Origin of the sequence: Hymenobacter jejuensis, assembly GCF_006337165.1 — a bacterium.
Classification (GTDB): Bacteria; Bacteroidota; Bacteroidia; order Cytophagales; family Hymenobacteraceae; genus Hymenobacter; species Hymenobacter jejuensis.
On sequence record NZ_CP040896.1, the window covers coordinates 3,018,148 to 3,036,854 of the forward strand.

General features: G+C 56.0%; 17 protein-coding genes. 11 read left to right on the forward strand and 6 right to left on the reverse strand.

Annotated features, from left to right (window positions below; translation table 11 throughout):
* Positions 1-74: 74 nt before the first annotated feature.
* Together FHG12_RS12570 and FHG12_RS12575 are read right to left on the reverse strand one after the other, a co-directional pair.
* Positions 75-503, reverse strand: a complete 429-nt coding sequence (locus tag FHG12_RS12570; protein ID WP_165699386.1) for a T9SS type A sorting domain-containing protein — start codon at positions 501-503, stop codon at positions 75-77.
* 253 nt (positions 504-756) lie between these two features.
* Positions 757-1,521: a biotin--[acetyl-CoA-carboxylase] ligase gene (locus FHG12_RS12575; RefSeq protein WP_165699387.1), complete on the reverse strand. Its 765-nt coding sequence runs from the start codon at positions 1,519-1,521 to the stop codon at positions 757-759.
* A gap of 42 nt (positions 1,522-1,563) precedes the next feature.
* Between FHG12_RS12575 and rsfS the strand changes: the two genes are divergently transcribed.
* From rsfS to FHG12_RS12610, 7 genes are all read left to right on the forward strand, one after another.
* Positions 1,564-1,950, forward strand: a complete 387-nt coding sequence (rsfS, locus tag FHG12_RS12580; RefSeq protein ID WP_139516062.1) for a ribosome silencing factor — start codon at positions 1,564-1,566, stop codon at positions 1,948-1,950.
* Between the two features lie 84 nt (positions 1,951-2,034).
* On the forward strand, positions 2,035-4,143 hold the full coding sequence (gene ftsH / locus FHG12_RS12585; protein WP_139516063.1) for an ATP-dependent zinc metalloprotease FtsH: 2,109 nt from the start codon (positions 2,035-2,037) through the stop codon (positions 4,141-4,143).
* Between the two features lie 164 nt (positions 4,144-4,307).
* Complete coding sequence (locus FHG12_RS12590) at positions 4,308-4,961, forward strand: LutC/YkgG family protein (protein ID WP_139516064.1); 654 nt, start codon at positions 4,308-4,310, stop codon at positions 4,959-4,961.
* On the forward strand, positions 4,936-5,721 hold the full coding sequence (locus tag FHG12_RS12595; RefSeq protein ID WP_139516065.1) for a UDP-2,3-diacylglucosamine diphosphatase: 786 nt from the start codon (positions 4,936-4,938) through the stop codon (positions 5,719-5,721). Before FHG12_RS12590 ends, FHG12_RS12595 begins: the two co-directional genes overlap by 26 nt.
* A gap of 79 nt (positions 5,722-5,800) precedes the next feature.
* A complete protein-coding gene (locus tag FHG12_RS12600; RefSeq protein ID WP_139516066.1) occupies positions 5,801-6,637 on the forward strand; it encodes a hypothetical protein in 837 nt (278 codons plus the stop codon).
* A gap of 192 nt (positions 6,638-6,829) precedes the next feature.
* Complete coding sequence (locus tag FHG12_RS12605; protein ID WP_139516067.1) at positions 6,830-7,990, forward strand: zinc-dependent alcohol dehydrogenase; 1,161 nt, start codon at positions 6,830-6,832, stop codon at positions 7,988-7,990.
* 370 nt (positions 7,991-8,360) lie between these two features.
* The gene (locus FHG12_RS12610) at positions 8,361-10,889 is read left to right on the forward strand and encodes a S8 family serine peptidase (protein WP_165699388.1); all 2,529 of its coding nucleotides are present in this window, start codon (positions 8,361-8,363) and stop codon (positions 10,887-10,889) included.
* A gap of 102 nt (positions 10,890-10,991) precedes the next feature.
* Here the strand turns inward: FHG12_RS12610 and FHG12_RS12615 are convergent, their stop codons facing one another.
* Entirely contained in the window at positions 10,992-11,807 is an 816-nt protein-coding gene (locus tag FHG12_RS12615) for a M57 family metalloprotease (RefSeq protein WP_139516069.1), read from the reverse strand.
* A 557-nt stretch (positions 11,808-12,364) separates the two neighbouring features.
* On the opposite strand from FHG12_RS12615, the gene ricT reads away from it, so the two are divergent.
* The gene (ricT, locus tag FHG12_RS12620) at positions 12,365-13,966 is read left to right on the forward strand and encodes a PSP1 domain-containing protein (protein ID WP_165699389.1); all 1,602 of its coding nucleotides are present in this window, start codon (positions 12,365-12,367) and stop codon (positions 13,964-13,966) included.
* Positions 13,967-13,972: 6 nt separating this feature from the next.
* The gene (locus FHG12_RS12625; RefSeq protein WP_139516070.1) at positions 13,973-14,455 is read left to right on the forward strand and encodes a gliding motility lipoprotein GldH; all 483 of its coding nucleotides are present in this window, start codon (positions 13,973-13,975) and stop codon (positions 14,453-14,455) included.
* Positions 14,456-14,620: 165 nt separating this feature from the next.
* Here FHG12_RS12625 and FHG12_RS12630 read toward each other — a convergent pair whose 3' ends face one another.
* On the reverse strand, positions 14,621-14,812 hold the full coding sequence (locus FHG12_RS12630; RefSeq protein WP_139516071.1) for a cold-shock protein: 192 nt from the start codon (positions 14,810-14,812) through the stop codon (positions 14,621-14,623).
* A 279-nt stretch (positions 14,813-15,091) separates the two neighbouring features.
* Between FHG12_RS12630 and FHG12_RS12635 the strand changes: the two genes are divergently transcribed.
* Together FHG12_RS12635 and FHG12_RS12640 are read left to right on the forward strand one after the other, a co-directional pair.
* Complete coding sequence (locus FHG12_RS12635; protein WP_139516072.1) at positions 15,092-15,304, forward strand: hypothetical protein; 213 nt, start codon at positions 15,092-15,094, stop codon at positions 15,302-15,304.
* A gap of 129 nt (positions 15,305-15,433) precedes the next feature.
* Positions 15,434-16,636, forward strand: coding sequence for a hypothetical protein (locus FHG12_RS12640; RefSeq protein WP_139516073.1), 1,203 nt, complete (start codon positions 15,434-15,436; stop codon positions 16,634-16,636).
* Positions 16,637-16,746: 110 nt separating this feature from the next.
* Here FHG12_RS12640 and FHG12_RS12645 read toward each other — a convergent pair whose 3' ends face one another.
* Positions 16,747-17,628 carry an SDR family oxidoreductase gene (locus tag FHG12_RS12645; RefSeq protein ID WP_139516074.1) on the reverse strand — a complete coding sequence of 294 codons (882 nt, stop codon included), beginning with the start codon at positions 17,626-17,628 and terminating at the stop codon, positions 16,747-16,749.
* 131 nt (positions 17,629-17,759) lie between these two features.
* The gene (locus tag FHG12_RS12650; protein WP_139516075.1) at positions 17,760-18,626 is read right to left on the reverse strand and encodes a hypothetical protein; all 867 of its coding nucleotides are present in this window, start codon (positions 18,624-18,626) and stop codon (positions 17,760-17,762) included.
* Between the last annotated feature and the right edge of the window lie 81 nt (positions 18,627-18,707).

Genomic DNA, 18,707 nt, shown 5'->3' on the forward strand with positions numbered 1-18,707 from the left:
GGGCCTCACGGGCATAAAAAAAGCAGCCGAAAGAAACGGCTGCTTTGGAAGGCGAAAACGCACGAAACAGTAGATCAGTTCTGTAAGACGAGGCGTTTGGTAGTCAGTACTTTATCGTTGAGGAGCAAGCTGTAAAAATACATGCCGGCCGGCAGATCGGAGAGGTTGACGGCCATGGCATTGTTGGAAACTTCCGGCAAAACCGTGATGGTGCGCACTTCGCGGCCGATAATGTTGCTGAGGCGCAGCTTGTAGGGCTGCCCCAAGTGTTGGCTAACCGATATCATCACCATGCCACGGGCTGGGTTGGGATATAAGCTGAGCGTCGGCGTCAGGGTGCGTGAGCCCAGCGAGGAAACGGTATTGCTGGCACTGGCCGGCGAACTTGTTTGAAGCTGATGCGGAAGGGCGCCAAGCTTACCCGCTGTTAGGGCAGCAGCCACGGCAGCAAATTGCGCCGACAGCAGCAGTACCATGAGCGTAATACGAGTAAAGGTTTTCATAGCATGTGGGAAAGTAGGAGTGGCGATGAGCCAAGAGCTTCGTTCAAATATAGCGGTTATGCTTTGAATGAGTAAATTCATTGTCGGCATGTTTATATAAAAACAAGCACCGTGCCTGAATTTTTTCTGTCAGCTACGACCGCACTTTTGGCTCAGCAATTTTATAGATACTTGGTTGGAGAAAATGGTTGCATTCGGAGTGCCGCATTTCCCTTTTCGAATATGGATGTTGTGCTATGAATAATTTATGAAGTTACAGAATATACTTAATCTCTTGTAAATCAAATGATTGTAACTTGCCCTCGATTTCTACCGTCAAGCGTCCGTTTTCGTCTGTGCCTACAATCTGACCGGTTACGCGCGTGCCATTTATTTCGTATTGGTGCCACTCCCGATAGCGGAACAGCACCTGTAAATAGTCGTGGCGCAGTGCGTTTACATTGCCGGCTCGCAGCTGTAAGTACCGCCGCTCCAAGCATTCGAGCAGGCGTGCGGCGAGCGTAGGAAGGGAATAATGGCGACCAGTAAGCCGAGACAAAGACGTGGCCGTGGACACGCCGAAATCTTGTTGGTTTATATTCAATCCGATTCCGGCGATACTAGACTGAATTTTCGCGCCGTTAAGCGTGTTCTCAATCAGGATTCCTCCTAGCTTTTGATCACCGAAAAAAATATCATTGGGCCATTTCACCCGCAGCGCCGGATCGGGGCCCAGCAAGGCCCGCCCCCAATCGTGTACGGCCAAAGCTACGGCCATGCTCAGGTGAAATTGCTCGGAAGCGGCCAGAAACGTTGGCCGCCACACCACCGACAAGGTGAGATTCTCGCCTGCGGCAGCTTCCCAGCGGTTGCCACGTTGGCCGCGGCCAGCGGTCTGTTTGTCGGTAATGACGGTGCAGCCATCGGTGGCGCTGTTTTTGACTACTAACGCCTGTGCTTCTGTGTTTGTGGAAGCACATTCAGGCAACCAGACAAGCTGTTGGCCCGTGAAAAGAGTTTGCGGGGAAATTGCCTCCACCTGATTTTGTAAGTTGTGACGTTCAAACCTAATAATACCCTAATGAAAATTACCTCGGTTCGGCAGGATTCGGACAGATTGGCAGATGTAGTAGTACGCGGCATGCAGGAAAAAAAAGCGGCCGATATTGTAGTACTCGATCTTAAGGAACTTAAAAACGCCGTGGCCGATTATTTCGTCATCTGCTCGGCTTCATCCGATACTCAGCTCGACGCCGTAGCCCGCTCGGTGGAAGAAGAGGTAGAAAAGCTGACCGGCCAGAACCCTTGGCAAACCGAAGGCCGGATGAACCGCGAGTGGGTGTTGCTCGACTACGTTGACGTAGTAGTGCACATCTTCCTCCGCGACCGGCGGCAGTTTTACGCACTCGAAGAACTCTGGGGCGATGCCGATATCAAATATATTACCGAGGAAACGGCAGTTCTGTAAAGTATAACGGAACTGAGCGCGTCTTAACAATTAGCGCAGACGGCGTGTTCCGTCTATGTTTATCGCTTTCGTAATCCTTTTTTCATGCCTGATAACACGCCCAAAAAGAAAAAGAACATGTTGCCCTCGCCTGCTCCGCGGCCGAGCATGCAGCTGTGGGTGCTGGCCGGCTTGGTAGTATTCATCTTCGGGATGTTTTACTTCAACAGCAGCAATTCAGCAATCAAAATCAACCAACAGCGGTTTGAGCAGATGCTGACAGCTGGTGACGTGCGCGACATTACGCTCGTCAACGAGAAGCTGGTAGAAGTAACCCTCAAACCTGAAGCTGCTCGTAACGCCAAGTATACCCAGGACTTAACCCGCCGTGGCATGCTGGCCATGGACCGCGGTCCACAATATTATTTCCCTGTTGTCGATGGCAAAACCTTTAAGGAAGACCTCGACAAGGCCCAGGCCAACCTGCCCCCCGAGCAGCGCATTGGCCTCAACATCGACTCGCGGCAGGGTTACGGTGACCTCATCACGAGTTGGGGCTTCATCATTATTCTGTTCGTAGGCTTCTGGTTCCTGATGCGTCGCATGAGCGGCGCGGGTGGTCCTGGCGGTCAGATCTTTAACATCGGCAAGAGCCGTGCTGCTCTTTTCGAAGGCGGTGACAAAGTGAAGATTACGTTCAAGGACGTAGCCGGTCTGGAAGAAGCCAAAGAAGAAGTAGAGGAGATCGTGGAGTTTTTGAAGAACCCCTCGAAGTTCACGGTCCTAGGCGGCAAGATCCCGAAAGGCGCTTTGCTGGTCGGACCTCCTGGTACAGGTAAAACCCTGATGGCTAAGGCAGTAGCTGGCGAAGCAGACGTTCCGTTTTTCTCGCTGTCGGGTTCCGACTTTGTGGAGATGTTTGTGGGCGTAGGTGCAGCTCGCGTACGTGACTTGTTCAAGCAAGCCAAAGCCAAAGCGCCTTGTATCATCTTTATCGACGAAATCGATGCCATTGGTCGTAGCCGCTCGCGTGGCAACGTACCCGGTGGCAACGACGAACGCGAAAACACGCTTAACTCGCTGCTGGTAGAGATGGACGGCTTCGGTACCGACTCCGGCGTTATTATCCTGGCTGCTACCAACCGCCCCGATACGCTTGACTCCGCGTTGCTGCGTCCGGGTCGTTTCGACCGTCAGATCTCCATCGACAAGCCCGACATCAACGGCCGTACGCAGATTTTCGACGTGCACTTGAAGCCTCTAACGCTCGGCCCCGACGTGGATGCCCGTAAGCTGGCTGCTCAAACTCCGGGTTTTGCTGGTGCTGAAATTGCCAACGTTTGCAACGAGGCAGCCCTGATTGCTGCTCGTCGCGACAAGAAAATGGTAACGATGCAGGACTTCACCGATGCCGTTGACCGTGTGATCGGTGGCTTGGAGAAGAAGAACAAGATCATTTCTCCCGACGAGAAGCGCATTGTGGCCTACCACGAAGCGGGCCACGCCATCGCGGGCTGGTTTTTAGAGCACGCCGATCCGTTGGTGAAAGTGAGCATCGTACCGCGTGGTGTAGCGGCGTTGGGTTATGCCCAATACTTGCCCCGCGAGCAGTTCCTCTACAACACCGAGCAACTCACCGATGAAATGTGCATGGCCCTGGGCGGTCGCGCTGCGGAGGAGTTGGTATTTGGCAAAATCTCGACCGGCGCCTTGTCCGATCTGGAGCGCATCACTAAGATGGCGTATTCCATCGTGACGATGTACGGCATGAACAGCAAGCTTGGCAACATCTCGTATTATGATTCGAAAGGGCAGAACGAGTACGGCTTCAGCAAGCCCTACTCAGAAGCTACTTCGCAGATGATTGACGAGGAAGTTCGTAACATTATTTCGAATGCGTACATCCGCACCAAAGAACTGCTGACCGATCGCCGGCACGAGCTGGAAGTAATCGCGAAAGAGCTGCTGGACAAGGAAGTACTGCTTCAGGAAGACTTGGAGCGCCTCGTTGGCAAGCGTCCTTACGACACCAAAACTTCGTATCAGGCGCACATGGCCGGTACCGACCGCAGCGAAACGCTCAGCGAGCGCAAGCAGGAGCACCCGATTCCACTCAGCGACGATCTGCCGGACATGAACCTTCCCGGCGTCGATGACGAATCAGGCGAAAGCCAGCGTGATGTTCCTACAGGTAGCTCAGTTGCCCCTGTATAAATTATTGATTATCAAGTGATTGCAAAACGCCGGTTTCCTAAGGAAGTCGGCGTTTTGTTTTATAGACGAATAAGCTTCTTTACATTCCAGCGCTGTTTTTACCCAGTGTAGCTTCGCAACTGCCTATCTTTATCGCGCCGCTTTCACCACATTCCGGCTTTCTTATGTCCGAAACTTCCCGCGACATTATTCTGCGTCGAATCCGCGAATCCTTGCAAAAGCCTTCGCCTCAGCCTTCCGCCCCCGATTTTACGGCGCCTTTGCATCCTGCTGCCACCGAAGACTTGGCGGTGGCATTTGCACAGAGCTTTCGCCGCGTAGGTGGCGAATTCTATTACTGCGCGACGGAAGAAGATTTCTACGACCAGCTCTTCACTTACAAAAAAGAGAAAAGTCTGGATAACCTTTATGTGTGGGAGCCGGAGCTGAAAAAGCTGCTTCACGCCGGCGGAATCGTGTTTCTGGGCGACGAGAAGGATTTCATTCAACACGCCGATGCGGGGCTTACTACCTGCGAAGCCTTGGTGGCACGTACGGGCAGTGTGCTAGTAAGCGCGGCAACTAGCAGCGGTCGGCGGCTGAGCATTTACCCCGATCAGCATTTGGTAGTGGCTCGTACGTCGCAGGTGGTAGCCGACATTGGCGACGCGCTGCAAATCGTGCGGGAGCGGTATGGCGACAAATTGCCGTCCATGATTTCGCTCACGACCGGCCCAAGCCGCACCGCCGACATTGAAAAAACGCTGGTACTCGGTGCCCACGGCCCACGCAGCATCGCTTTGTTTTTAATTGATGACGCGCCCGACGCAACTGCCTGATCTTGCGCTGCCACCCGGTCGCAACGTGTATTTCGCTTCCGATTTCCACCTGGGCGCCCCCACTGCGGCCAGCTCGGCGGCGCGTGAGCGTAAAATCGTGCGTTGGCTCGACCAAGTAGCCCCCGACGCGGCCGCCATTTATCTGCTCGGCGACATCTTTGACTTTTGGTTTGAATACCGGCACGCCATCCCGCGCGGCTTCATCCGGTTGCAAGGCAAGCTGGCCGAACTAACCGACGCCGGTGTTCCCGTCACGTTCTTCACCGGCAACCACGACATGTGGATGTTCGACTACTTTACAAAGGAGCTGGGTATTCCAATTCTGCGCAAACCGGTTAGTCAAGTAATTGGCAATCAATTATTTCACATTGGCCATGGCGATGGACTGGGGCCAAAAGACTACACGTATAAAGTACTGAAGCGCATTTTTGCCAGCCCAGTTGCGCAGTGGCTTTTCGCCCGTATTCATCCCAACTTGGGCATTGGCATTGCCAACAAATGGAGCCAGCGCAGCCGCATTCAGAACGCGGCATCGGACGAAAAATACTTCGGTGACGACGAATGGCTGCTGGTGTATTGCCGGGAGCTAGAACAGCAGCAACACCACGATTACTACGTGTTTGGTCATCGGCACTTGCCCCTTGATGTAGCCGTGGGCGAGCACAGCCGCTACGTAAACCTTGGCGAGTGGGTCAATTATTGCTCTTACGCGGTTTATGATGGCAAGCATTTGGCCCTGCGGCATTTCGAGCAAGCGTAACCGCTACAAGCGTCTTTTGCAGAGGCTGCTTATAGCAGGGAGCTGTATTGCCGCTGCTACTGCGCAAGCCCAAACAACTGTGCCTCAGGCCGCTTCGGTAGCTCCCCCTTCTAAGCAAGCGCCGGTATCGACAACGCCTACCAGCAACGGCACTGCTGCTCTGAACGCAGCCAACTCCTGGACGCTGGTGCGTACCATCAAGCTACCGCAACCCGGCGTCGCGTCCGTCGATCGGCGGGGCACGCTCTATGTGGCTGACCAGCAGAACAATATTCACCAATACGGCCCCGATGGGCAGCCCCTCAACACGTATTCGCCGCCTTTGCCAGGGCACGTAGCGCAGCTAGAAGCTTGGAACACCACCAAGATGCTGGTCTTCTACGACGACCGGCAGGAAGTGCTGCTGCTCGACCGTTTTTTGGCCCCGATTACGCAGGTTCGCATTGCGGATTTTCTGGATGGCATGGTGCGGGTGGCCACCCTCGCGCCCGACGACAAGCTGTGGCTCTTTAACGAAAGCGATCTGAGCTTGCAGCTCTACGACCCCACGCCGCAACGCCTCACGCTGCGCACCCCACTCGACCTCATTATCGGGCGTACCAAACCTGATTTTCGCTTTCTGCGGCAGTACCAAAACAACCTTTACCTAGTCGATCGGACAAGCGGTATTTATGTGTTTGATAACTTAGGCAATTATCGTAAGAAGCTGCCATTCACTGGGTTAAGCTTTGTGGGCTTCCGTGGCGATGAGCTGTATTATGTAGGTAGCGACAACGCCCTGCATTTCTTTCAACTCTACACCTTCGCCGAGCGCTTGCTGCCGCTGCCGGCCGTCGCCGATGTGCGGCAGGTGGTGTTGGGGGAACAATACACGTATGTACTTACCGCGGCTGGGGTCTTGGTATACCGACTCTAGCGCTGCCTTGGGCACAACGGAACCAACGGCAAACGCCTCGTCTATAAGTCTGTAGACGAGGCGTTTGCCGTTTGTGAACTAGCTACTGGAGCTCGGCAGTAGTAACCCGGCCGTAGAGCGGTGCGTTAGTCAATACCGTGGTCTGCCAGGCCATTTTATGCCACCCCATCTCCAAAACCAAACCCTATTTTTATGAAAGCACTCGTGTATCATGGAATGAGAGACGTCCGCGTCGATACAGTAGATGATCCTAAAATTGAAGAGGCACGCGACGCTATCATCCGCGTTACCAGTACTGCCATTTGTGGTTCCGACCTGCACATTTACAACGGTAGCATTCCGCAACCCCGTCCAATGGTACTGGGGCACGAGTTTATGGGCATCGTTGAGGAAGTTGGCAAAGGCGTAGGCAACTTGAAAGTGGGCGACCGCGTGGTAGTGCCCTTCCCGATTGCCTGTGGTACGTGCTTTTTTTGCAACCACGAGTTGCCCGGCCACTGCGAAAACTCTAACCCCGACCATTACGGCCCCGAAGGTGGCCTCATGACACAAAAAGGCGGTGCCTTGTTTGGCTACACCGACCTGTACGGTGGCTACAACGGCGGCCAAGCTGAGTATGTACGCGTACCGTATGCCGATTTTGGCCCGCGCGTGATTCCGGATAGCCTCACCGATGAGCAGGCCCTGTTCCTGACCGATATTTTCCCAACGGGGTACTCCGGCGTAGACTGGGGCGAAGTGAAAGGCGGCGAGTTCGTGGCCATTTTCGGTTCGGGCCCAGTCGGGATTATGGCGGCAAAGTCGGCGTGGTTGCGTGGCGCTGCTCGCGTGGTCATCGTGGATACGCTTCAGTATCGCCTCGACAAAGCCCAGCATGCCACCCATTGCGAAACCATTCTGTGGGAAGATGCCAAATCGGTAGTGGAGCAAATTCGGGCCATGAGCAACGGCCGCGGCGCCGATGTATGCATCGAAGCCGTAGGATTTGAGCCCGATCGTGATCTTCTTGATCGCGCCAAGGCTGTAATCAACTTTGAGAAAGGCTCACCCAAAGTGCTCGAGACCTGCATGAGCGCCGTGCGGCGCGGGGGCATTGTATCGGTACTGGGCGTGTACAGCTCGCCTTACGACAACTTCCCCGTGCACCAGTTCTTTGACAAAGGCATCACGTTGCGCGGTGGCCAAGCACCTGCCCAAAAGCACATCGACAAGCTGCTGCAATACGTGATCGAAGGCAAAGTAGTGCTGGATGACATCATCACGCACCGCCTGCCGCTGGCCGAAGCCGCCCACGGCTACGACATCTTCCGCAACAAGAAAGACAACTGCGTGAAGGTAGTGCTAAAACCATAACGTCTCAACGGCGCTCATGTCGCTGCAAAAGGGCCTGCTTTAAGCAGGCCCTTTTGCGTTTTTACACGAGTGTTTACCTGTTTTTCACCGCGCATAAAGTTTGATTCAGTTGTGCAATACATTAATTATTAGGTGTTTATATAATAATACTCGGCTTCTTACGATTGCGGGCTTTCCTTATCTTTGGAAAGGACTGTTTTGATCCGGCAGCCCCTCTTATCCGTTCCCACCCACCGTTTCGTCAATGCGCGATTTCTACTGTTTGTTCTGGTGCCAAACCAGCCGAAAGCTGTTGGTGCTGGTGTTCTTGCTGAGTTACGGTAACAATCTATTTGCTCAGAAGCGGCTCCAAGATGTTCCGCGAGACAAGATGGCTCCATCATTGCGTAATGCATTAAGTGAGAAGGGGTTACAAAGCGTTCGGGTAAGCGTGCAGGATGCCGCCAGCTTTCGGCAGTGGCTGCGCGAGTACCTGCCAACCGCGGAGATTACCCAACCGGCTTCATCTAGAGGTGTGCTGGCATTAAGTAAGCTGAGCCCGGCCCAAGTGCAGCAAATAGCCGCGTGCCCGTTGGTCGAGTTTGTAGATGTGACCAACCGCCGCGCGCACGAAGAGAGCCAGCAGAACAAGTCCGATCTGAGCCTGAACAAAATAACGGCTGTGCACAGCCGCTTCCCGCAGTTGGCGGGCCAAGGCATGACTGTGTCGGTAAAGGAAGGCCAGTTCGACGCCGCCGACATCGATTTCAAAGGGCGTGTGCTCAATGCCAATCGGTTTTCGGGGTCACCTTCGGCGCACGCCACGGCTATGGCTACGTTTATGGCCGGCGGCGGCAACTCGGCCCCCACAGGGTTGGGCGTGGCTTGGAAGGCTCAGCTTGCCACTTCCGATTTTGCGCAATTGCTTCCCGACGATGCCCAGCAACTTCTGCGAACTGGTGTGTCGGTCCAAAACCATTCTTACGGTGTCGCTATCGAAAATTATTACGGCCTCGAAGCCCGTGAATACGACCGCAGCACCTGGCAGAATCCGACGTTGCTGCACGTGTTTTCGTCGGGCAACGACGGCGACAAAGCCAGCGCCGATGGACCGTATCGGGGCATTGCGAACGTCGCCAATCTCACGGGGCAGTTCAAAATGTCGAAGAATACGCTCAGCGTGGGGGCGACCGGTGCCACGGGCCAGGTTTCGCCGCTTAGCTCGCGAGGCCCTGCCTACGACGGCCGCATAAAGCCAGAGTTAGTCGCCTACGGCGACGGCGGCACTTCCGATGCTGCCGCGCTGGTATCGGGGGTGAGCTTGCTGGTGCAACAGGCTTACCAACAGCACCATAGCGGCGCGTTGCCGCCTGCTGCTCTGGTGAAAGCTATCCTGCTCAACAGTGCCGACGATGCGGGCCGGCCCGAAATTGATTTCGAATATGGCTTCGGCCAAACGGACGCGCTCGGGGCCGTCCAGACCGTGGCCGACAATCGTTTTTTCGCCGATGCGCTCACCCAAGGCAGCGATAAAGTGTTCCCAGTGACCGTGCCGCCTGGCGCGCGGCAGTTGAAAGTGACGCTGGCCTGGCACGACCCGGAAGCAGCAGCCAATGCCGCTCAGGCTTTGGTCAACGACTTGGATTTGGAACTGGTGCAAACCAGTACAGCTGCGCACTGGAAGCCTTGGGTGTTAAGCACTTACCCTCATGCCGATTCGCTGATGCTGCCCGCCCGCCGCGGCCCGGACCATTTAAATAACGTCGAGCAGATCACGGTTGCAGTGCCGGAAGCGGGTCAATACGAGGTGCATGTGCGCGGCCACCGGGTTGCGACTGGCCCGGCCCAGCCTTTCAGCGTTGCTTACGAAACCAGCAGTGGCTTCGAGTGGGTGACGCCACTTCAGGAAACCACTATTCGTCCCGGCGCGGCTATGCTTTTGCGCTGGCAGTGGAGTGGGCTTGCTACTACCGGCCGCCTTGAGTATCAGACCGTTGGTAGCTCAACGTGGCGGCTCGTCAATGCCAACGTCGGCTTGGCCCAGGGGTATTATTCCTGGACTGCACCCGATACGGCGCAGTTGGCGCAGGTCCGCCTGCTAATTGATGGGGTAGCGTACCCGTCGGAGTCGTTTCTGATTGCTCGCCCACTGTCGTTGCAGGTTGGTTATGCCTGCGCAGACGAAGCGCTACTGTATTGGCGGCGCGTGCCAGAAGCCTCTGGTTATCAAGTATATAAAATGGGGGCAAATTCTCTGGAGCCGGTTGTGCTCGCCACCGATACCACTTTGGTCATCAACCGCAGCCAGTCGCCGGCCTTGCAGTATGCGGTAGCTCCGGTGTGGCAGGGCCGGGAGGGCGCGCGCAGCATCACCATCGACTATACGCTACAGGGCACAGGCTGCTACGTCAGAAACTTCTTGCCCCGCCAAGCCGTGACCGATACCGTGTTGCTCGACCTAGAGATCGGCAGCCTGTACCAATTGCAAGCGCTACGCTTGGAAAAGCGGATCAACGGCACGTATCAGCCCATCCAAACGATTACGCCGGTGACGCAGTTGCGGATGGCCCTAACTGACCCGACGCCCGCCCCAGGTCAGAATCTGTACCGCGTACAGCTCGTAACAGCCGACCGCCGCACCTACTACAGCCAACCAGAAGCAGTGCAGTTTGTGCCGACCAACGACGTGCAAGTGTACCCCAACCCAGTAGCGGCCGGCCAACCGCTCAGCATAATCAACGGCGAAGACACGCCCGTGCACCTGCGCCTCTACGACAGCATGGGCCACTTACGCCGCACCGCCACCGACAACGGCATCACCAAGACCTTCGATACTTCTGGTTTAGCCAAAGGCCTCTACTTCCTGCAAGTGCGCACCCAAGCCGGCCGCCAAACCACCCGCAGGGTAGTGATTCTGTAAGTATCAGACTGTCAATTGGTTACGGGTAAACAAAAAACCCTGGCCCGTAATGGGCCAGGGTTTGTCTTTCCTTTACCTAGAGTTTACAAGCTGGAAGGCCGATTAATACAGGTAGTTGAGGGCCGTGCGGTCGTTGGTGTTGAACGGACGGTTTACGCCAGTACCGATGCAAGCCAGCATCCACGAGTTCGGATCTGGGCCGGAAGGAGTGCCGGGAATCAGCACGGCACCTACGGTGCTAGCGCCTTCGTTTACAGCTGAGCCACCGCAGCTATACTGCCGGCTCATGTAGTCGGTGTGGCGGAAACCGATGCAGTGACCGATTTCGTGAGCCAGTACGCTGGCAATGGTCGTGGTGGCATAGCTGGTGCCTAATGCATCGGAGTTGACCAATACTTGGCTGTAAGGATTGCCGCCCGAAGGGAAGCCCGCCGAAGCTAGGTAAGAAGAGCCACTGGGCGCTTTGGTAAGGGTAATGTTAGCGCCCGAAGTAACGCGGCGCATCGTAATGCGCAATCCCTCAGCGTTATAGCGACGAATGGCTTCGTCGGCGGCCGTTACATAAGCCGATGGCAACGTGCTCGACACGGCCACCGTGATGGTGCGGGGCAGGCCGGTTACCAAGTTGTTGGTGCGGTACTGCTCTTCTTCGCCAACACGCATGAGCTTATACTCGGGGGTCGTGCCCAGCTGTGCTGCGTCGATGCGGATATCGCCTTCTACTAGATACGAATCGCCTTCGCGGGTAATATTTTGGGTGCTGAAGCCTAATTGTTTAATTTGAGCCAGCGCTTGTGCCGAAACCTCTTCTTTTTTGGGAGAGTTGGTCGCAACGCCTTCTTCTTTCGAGCAGGAGGCCAACGCAACCAGCGAGCAGGCGCCAATAGTAAGGGTGGAAAGTAAGTGGGTGAATTTCATAAGGGACTGTGGTTGGATGATGTGGGTGAAGGGAGATAGGTAAGTGAAAGAGTGGTCAAAAAGTATTGCGATATTTTCAAAAATCAACCGCAACTTTTAAAATATTTATACGTACCGGCCTGTTTTATTGTGAAAAACGCAATAATTGGGTAGAAAAATATTTTCCTGAGCGCAATAATGTTTTGTCCAGTTGGGTGGAAATTGCTACTGCCGGTATTGGGAGCGCGCTACTTCACCGGCTGCCCAAGGCATTTGGCAATGCGCGTAGTACCCTCGGCTAGGCAGGACAACCTATTATCAGGGATAGCGAGCAATTACGGTCCGACTAAGAATTATTTTTGTGTACATAATATATTGACAATCAATTTGTTATGGCTTTATAAAACTCGTCCGTATTGCTTCAGCGTTTGAGAAGCCGTATAAAGGTGAGGGAAAGGTTACTCGAAGCGCCCCAGGAAAAGCCTGGGCAGGGGGGAGGGCTTTGAAATTCCTATCTTTGTAGACAACCGATTTCGTGCGGACGCTTGTCCGCCTCACGATATATATATTCTCAAGCCGTGGCTTGTTCTTCTTGTTCTTCCGGTGGCGGTTGCTCCACCACCGCTGCCGGCTGCGGCTCCAAAGGGAGTTGTAGCTCGGGCGGGTGCAACCGCCTCAATGTATTCGACTGGCTTCAGGACCTTGACCTGCCCAGCGATTTTAAAGAGTTTGATTTAGTGGAAATCCGCTTCAAGGGCGGACGCAAAGACTTTTTTCGCAACGCCAGCCGGCTGCCCCTCGTCACCGGCGATCCCGTAGTGATTGAAGCAGCCGGCAACGGTTGGCATCTGGGCCACGTCTCGCTGAAAGGGGAGTTGGTGCGCCTGCAAATGCGCAAGAAAAAAGTCCCCGTCGACTCCAAGGAAATCCGCAACATCCTGCGCGTCGCTTCTCCACAGGACGTGGAGCGTTGGGAAGCCGTACGCGACCTCGAAACCGGCACCATGTTCCGGGCCCGTTCGGTGGTCGAAGAGCTAAAGCTGAAAATGAAGCTCTCCGACGTCGAGTACCAAGCCGACCGTTCGCGCGCCACGTTCTTCTACTCCGCCGACGACCGCGTGGACTTCCGCGACCTGATCAAGCGCTTGGCCGATGAGTTTCGTATCCGCGTGGAAATGAGGCAGATATCGCTTCGTCACGAAGCCGGCCGCTTGGGCGGCATTGGCTCTTGTGGCCGGGAGCTGTGCTGCTCTACGTGGCTCACCGATTTCAAAAGCGTAAGCACAACGGCGGCTCGTTACCAAAACCTGAGCCTCAACCCGGCCAAGCTTTCGGGTCAGTGCGGCCGCCTCAAGTGCTGCCTCAACTATGAGCTCGACACCTACCTCGACGCGCTGAAAGACATTCCGCAGGTGTCGCGGGCATTACAGACCGAAAAGGGCGAAGCCTTTTTGCAAAAGACTGACATCTTCAAGAAGCGCATGTGGTTTGCACTGCGCGGCGACAACAACTGGGTGATGCTCGACACTGCCCGGGTGCGCGAAATTCAGGAGATGAACAAGCGCGGCGAAAAGCCTGAGAGCCTGCTGCCCCCGGTGCGCGAGGAAGACAAAGCGCCCGAAGTTTCGGCCATTGTGGAAGGCAACCTCGACCGCCTCGACGACAAAATCAAAGGCGCCAAGCGGGCCAAACGCAAAAAGAAAAAGTCGGACAAGCCGGCTAGTTCCATTGTCGGCACGTCGATGATTGGAGTGCCCAACACACCTTTGCCTTCTGCGCAGGTGGTCGTCAAAACCCCCGGCACTACCAAAGCCCCCGACGCTCCAGCCGGTACTGCTAACGCTGCCGAAGAGCCGCGCCGGCCGCGCGGAGCTGCTGCCCGGCCCCTCAACCGTCGGAACAACCGCAACCGCAACACCGACGGCAATCGCCCCGAAAAAGGTGAAACCCGTCCTGATACCCCCGCCGAGGGCCGGCCACCCCGTCCAGAGCGGACATCGGAGCGCCGCCCACGGCCCACGCCGCCGGCTGGCCCGGAAGGTTCGGGTCGCCCAGCAGGTGAGCAGGGTAGTGGCGAGCGCGGCAACCGCGAAGGCCGCTCCTCTCGCCGTGGGTCGCGCTCGTCGCGCTCGGGCGGTAATGGCGCGCCAGGTTCCACTCCTTCGTCCTCAGCTTCCTAACTGGTTATGGTTCAAGTACTTCGTGCACTACCATTTTTGGGGTTGCTGCTGATGCTGGCGTCTTGCGATCCTAACCAGATCTACGAGAAAAACACTGATTTCAAGGACTTTACGTGGGCCGTACAGGAAAAGCCCGCGTTTGAGTTCGAGATCAAGGACACCACGCAGCGCTACAACGTTTACTTCAATATCCGCAACGCCTCGGCGTACGGCTATTATAATCTCTACGTGAAGCACACACTCTCCGACCCCAACGGCAAGCGCGTCTCGCAGCTCCTGCACCAAATGGTGCTCATGGACCCGCAAACCGGCGAGCCCCGTGGCAGTGGCACCGGTGATATTTTTGATCACCAGTTCTTGGCCCTGCCCAATCAGCGGTTTCACGTGGCCGGCACGTATAAGCTTGTCTTAGAGCAGTATATGCGCCAAGATCAGCTGCCTGGCATTATGGCCGCCGGAGTACGCGTGGCCAAAACGGAGGCCAAATAAAGTACGCGCCCTAGCGCTACCACAACCCCACACCGCCCGCCTGCTTACTCCCTAAGCAGGCGGGCGGTGTGCATTTGGGAGCAACTGGCCCAAAAAAATCCCGCTCCGGCATAGGCCGAAGCGGGAAGGCAATAAGTGTGTAGGATCGAGCTACTAATGTAGTAATTAAATACGCTCTACTTTCACTGCGTTCAGACCTTTTTTACCCTCAATAACTTCAAACGATACACGGTCGTTCTCGCGGATCTCGTGGATTAAGCCTGTCTGGTGTACGAAGATGTCTTGGTTAGTGTCATCCTGGATGATGAAGCCGAAGCCCTTGGACTCGTTGAAGAACTTCACTTTACCTGTTTTCATGGAAGCTGTACTGGTTGTATGGTTAGAATGTAAGATTAGGGTAAAAATATGGGTATTTCAAAACTTCGGTAAAGGAAAAGTGCTTTGATGAGTTTGTTTCGCCCTATTTCCGGCCGCTAACGATCGGTGGGACAAGGTAAAAAGAGCAGCGTAGAAAGTTGTAGTCGCGTAGCCGGACGTGTTGCGTCGGGCCTCTTGGAGGCGTCGTGCACCAACTCTGCTTTGCCGGCCGCGTATGGAGTGACTAGGCATTCACTGACTTTTCTAACCTCCGATTTTATGGCCGATAATCAAGAAAAACAATCCGATAAAAAATCTGAATCGGCGGCTGCCGGCACTGAGCGTCCGGCGCCGCAGGATTCTGCCGCGCCCGTTGCCTCTGTATCCAGCGAAGCTTTGGCCAGTGCCGAAACAAGCGTCGGCAAAGGTGCCGTAGCCGGCGAAAACGACACGCAGGAAAACAAAGAAGCCGACCCTAATACGCTGCACTAAGCGCCCGGCGGCTTTGAGCGTCCGCGCAGGTTTGGCTCCGCAGCTAGCAAAAAACTCTGCTTTCGGCGGTGCGTATGGTGTATCACTAGGAAGCGCCTTGCTGCTTCCTTTCTTCAGACTCGCAAGATTATGGAAAACGACAAGTCCACGGAAGGCAGCCAGCCTGCGCAGGCGCCCAAAAATGCCGAGCCGCAGGTCGGCGACGGCGCCACAGCCAGCGAAACGACGCAGGACGCTAAAATGGGCCCCGGTGCCAGCAATACCCTCGCCAACAGCCGCACGCAACCCGAAACGCCCGGTATGCAAAACGCCGGCGCTCATGGCGCCTTGGAAAGAGCAGACAACCCTTCGGGGCAAGTATCTGACAGCCAAAAGGATATAAAAACAAGTACGGGCGAGGGCGGGCCCGATGCGCCGAAGAACGCACCAGCCAGCTACGGCGGCAACTTCGGCAACAGCGTGCAGGATATTTTCGATGACCCCGACCGCCTCGAAAACCAGTTGAGTGGCCCAGCCCGCGGCGAATTTGGTAGCCACGGCTCCGGCACTACCCAAGGCGGCTACGGCAACCAATACCGGGCCGACGATACGTATGCTGGGCATTTGGGCACGCAACATGCTTCCAGCGGCGGATACCAGGGCGGCCGGGCTGAGAACAACACCAGCTCGCTGGAACAGGAACCCGGCACGGGTTTCACGCTCCAGCCCGACAACAGCACGTTTGGTACTCAGCCGGGCACACCGCTAACGGGCACCACCGTCGATCCGCAATTTCACAACGACAATGCCTCGCCCCACGGCGAAAGTGCCGGCTACAGCGCCGATTACGGGCACACGTCACTGGGCGGTGCTCAGGCGCCGGCGCAGCCAGCAGCAGCGGAAGTAGGCGATGGCCAGCGCAACCAACGCGAAGACTACATTCCATCGCAAACTGACTCCGACCGCGACGGTTTGGCTTTCGACGCGCAGCCGGTTGGTACGGCCCAACGCCAAGCCGCCGACAACGGCGGACGCGATGAGCCCGGCCCGGCCGGAGCTCCCGAAACGCCAGCACCCGGTCCTGATCCGGCGTCGCGCACTGGATATACCGACACCAAAGGCCAGCAGAGCTACACCGGCAACAGCAGCCAAGGCGTAGGGTCGCGCGGAGGTTCTTACAACGACCCCAACGACAACCAAGCCGGTACCGACACCGACAAGCCGAGCCAAGAAAGCTACGGTCGTGCCGCCGACAACCAAGCTCCCGTACCCCCGAAACCCGCCGACGACTCCGACTACGGAGCGGCTCCTCGCCGCAACGCTGGCCGTGACAACGACGAGGCTCGTTCTTAGAAGTTGTTGATAGTCAGAATATTATAGTAGTAAAGCAGAAAGGCCTCCCGCTTACGGGAGGCCTTTCTGCTTTACTACCGTTCGTCAAGACTTGAAGTAGATTCCGTGGCTTACTGCGCGGGAAGGAAATCGATGCGGTTGGCTTGGGCAAAATCCCGGATGGAAAACGGAGCCCGGCCGAGGATGTTCTGTACGTCCGGAGAGGTTTGCGAAGCGTAGCCAGCTTGGCTGATGTGGTTTAGCTCCATGAGCGCATCGGTCATCCAGGCCGGGGCTTGCACCATGGCTTGGCGAGCGGTCTCTTCCGAAATAGCTACGTACTCTACGGGGCGGCCGGTCGCTTCTCCTAAAGCTTTCGCAACCTCTTGCATATCAATGGCTTCGGGGCCAGTAAGCATATACGCCTTGCCGTTGTGCTGCTCCACGTCATTGGTCAGGATGGCCGCGGCTACTTCGGCAATGTCGCGTACGTCTACATAGGCCACCTTGCCTTCGCCCACGGCGGCATACAACTTGCCTTCGTGGCGGATGGAGTCGGAGTTGTAGTTAATGAAGTTTTGCATGAAGCCGCCCGGCCGCAGAATGGTGTACGGGATGCCGCTCTGCTCGAGGTACTTCTCAATTTCGCGGTGCCAGCGCCCCAACTGAATCCCGGGCTCACTTTCGGCACCGGCGGCCGACAAACGCACGATCTGTCGGACGCCCGCCTGCTTGGCTGCGTCGATAAACTGCTTGCTGATGGCCACCTGGTCTTCGGTGAAGGGCGTGATCATAAACACCCGCTCCGCACCCGTCAGGGCAACGTGCAGCGTTTCAGGTTTATGAAAATCGACCTCGACCAGCTGAATATCCGGGTCGAGGTGCTTCAAACGATCGCCTTTGATAAGCGAATGTACCCCGGCCCGCACCGTCAGTCCTCGGTTGGCCAACGCAATCACCGCTTCCGAGCCGACTGTGCCCGTCGCGCCCGTAACAAGAATAGTGTGAGACATTCTTTTGATAATTAGAGAGTTATATAAGTCAAGAAACTAGGTGCCGCCAGCAGAAGTACGCGTAGAACAGGCGAGCGTTCGATTTGCTTTTCGGCCGTTTTGCTGCGCGGTTCCGTCGTGGTGGGTAGCGGTTAGGGTTTGTAAGTAGCGCGGTAAATGCGGCCTTTTTCGTTGCTGATAAGAAAGTCGTGATTGTTGACGAACACCAGCGCCTCGGCCTGTCCGCTTTCCGGAATTGGGAGGCAGCTTTTGGCGCCGTCGAACAGTTTGCGGCCGGGCTCCAGCCCGATCAGATATACGTGCCCGTAACCCAGCAGCGCCACCGTGTGCCCGTCCGGACTGATGTCGGCCGCCGTAATCCAGGTATTAATCTGCACGCTGTCGACCAGCCGTGCCGTGTAGCGGCCGGGCTTGGCGGGCAGCACGTATTGCTTTACCCAATGGCCCTCACCGCGATTTTTGGTGAACAAGTACAGACTGTCTTGGCGGTAAAAAAAGGCTTCGCAGTCGAAGTTGCGCTTGGACTTCTTGGGCGGGAAATCGTGCTGGTCGGGGTACAGGAAGCGCGTCGTGTCTATTTGGCGCAGGTCGGGGCCGCTGAGGCGGTAGATGACCAGGTTGCGGCGCTTGTTTTGGTTGTTGCCGAAGTCCCCGATATACAAGCGTTTCTCGTCGTCCTGGGCCAAGTCCTCCCAGTCGTTGTTAATTAATGGGGCCAAGTCCAGAGTGCTTAGTAAGTCGCCCTGCGGCGTCACTTTGTAGAGGCGGGCCGTGTTGCCGCCGTCGCCGTGGGTCCAGAGGTCACCTTCGTCGTTGGCCAATTCAAACCCGGAGCTTTCGACTACCTCGCCCTTCCGCATCCGCCCGACCTGCTTTACTTCGTACGACTGGTTGACGTTATCGAAACTGCCCCGGCCCTTGTCTTTGGAGCAGCCACAGATAACGGATTGGAGAAAGACCAGCAGCGGAAAAAGCTTGTCGCGCAAAAGAAACAGCATAAAAATTAGGTGAGATGAAACCGGCCGGCGCGGCCGCGTGCATAGCCCCTGCATACGGAAGGCCGAATGCCAAGGGCACCT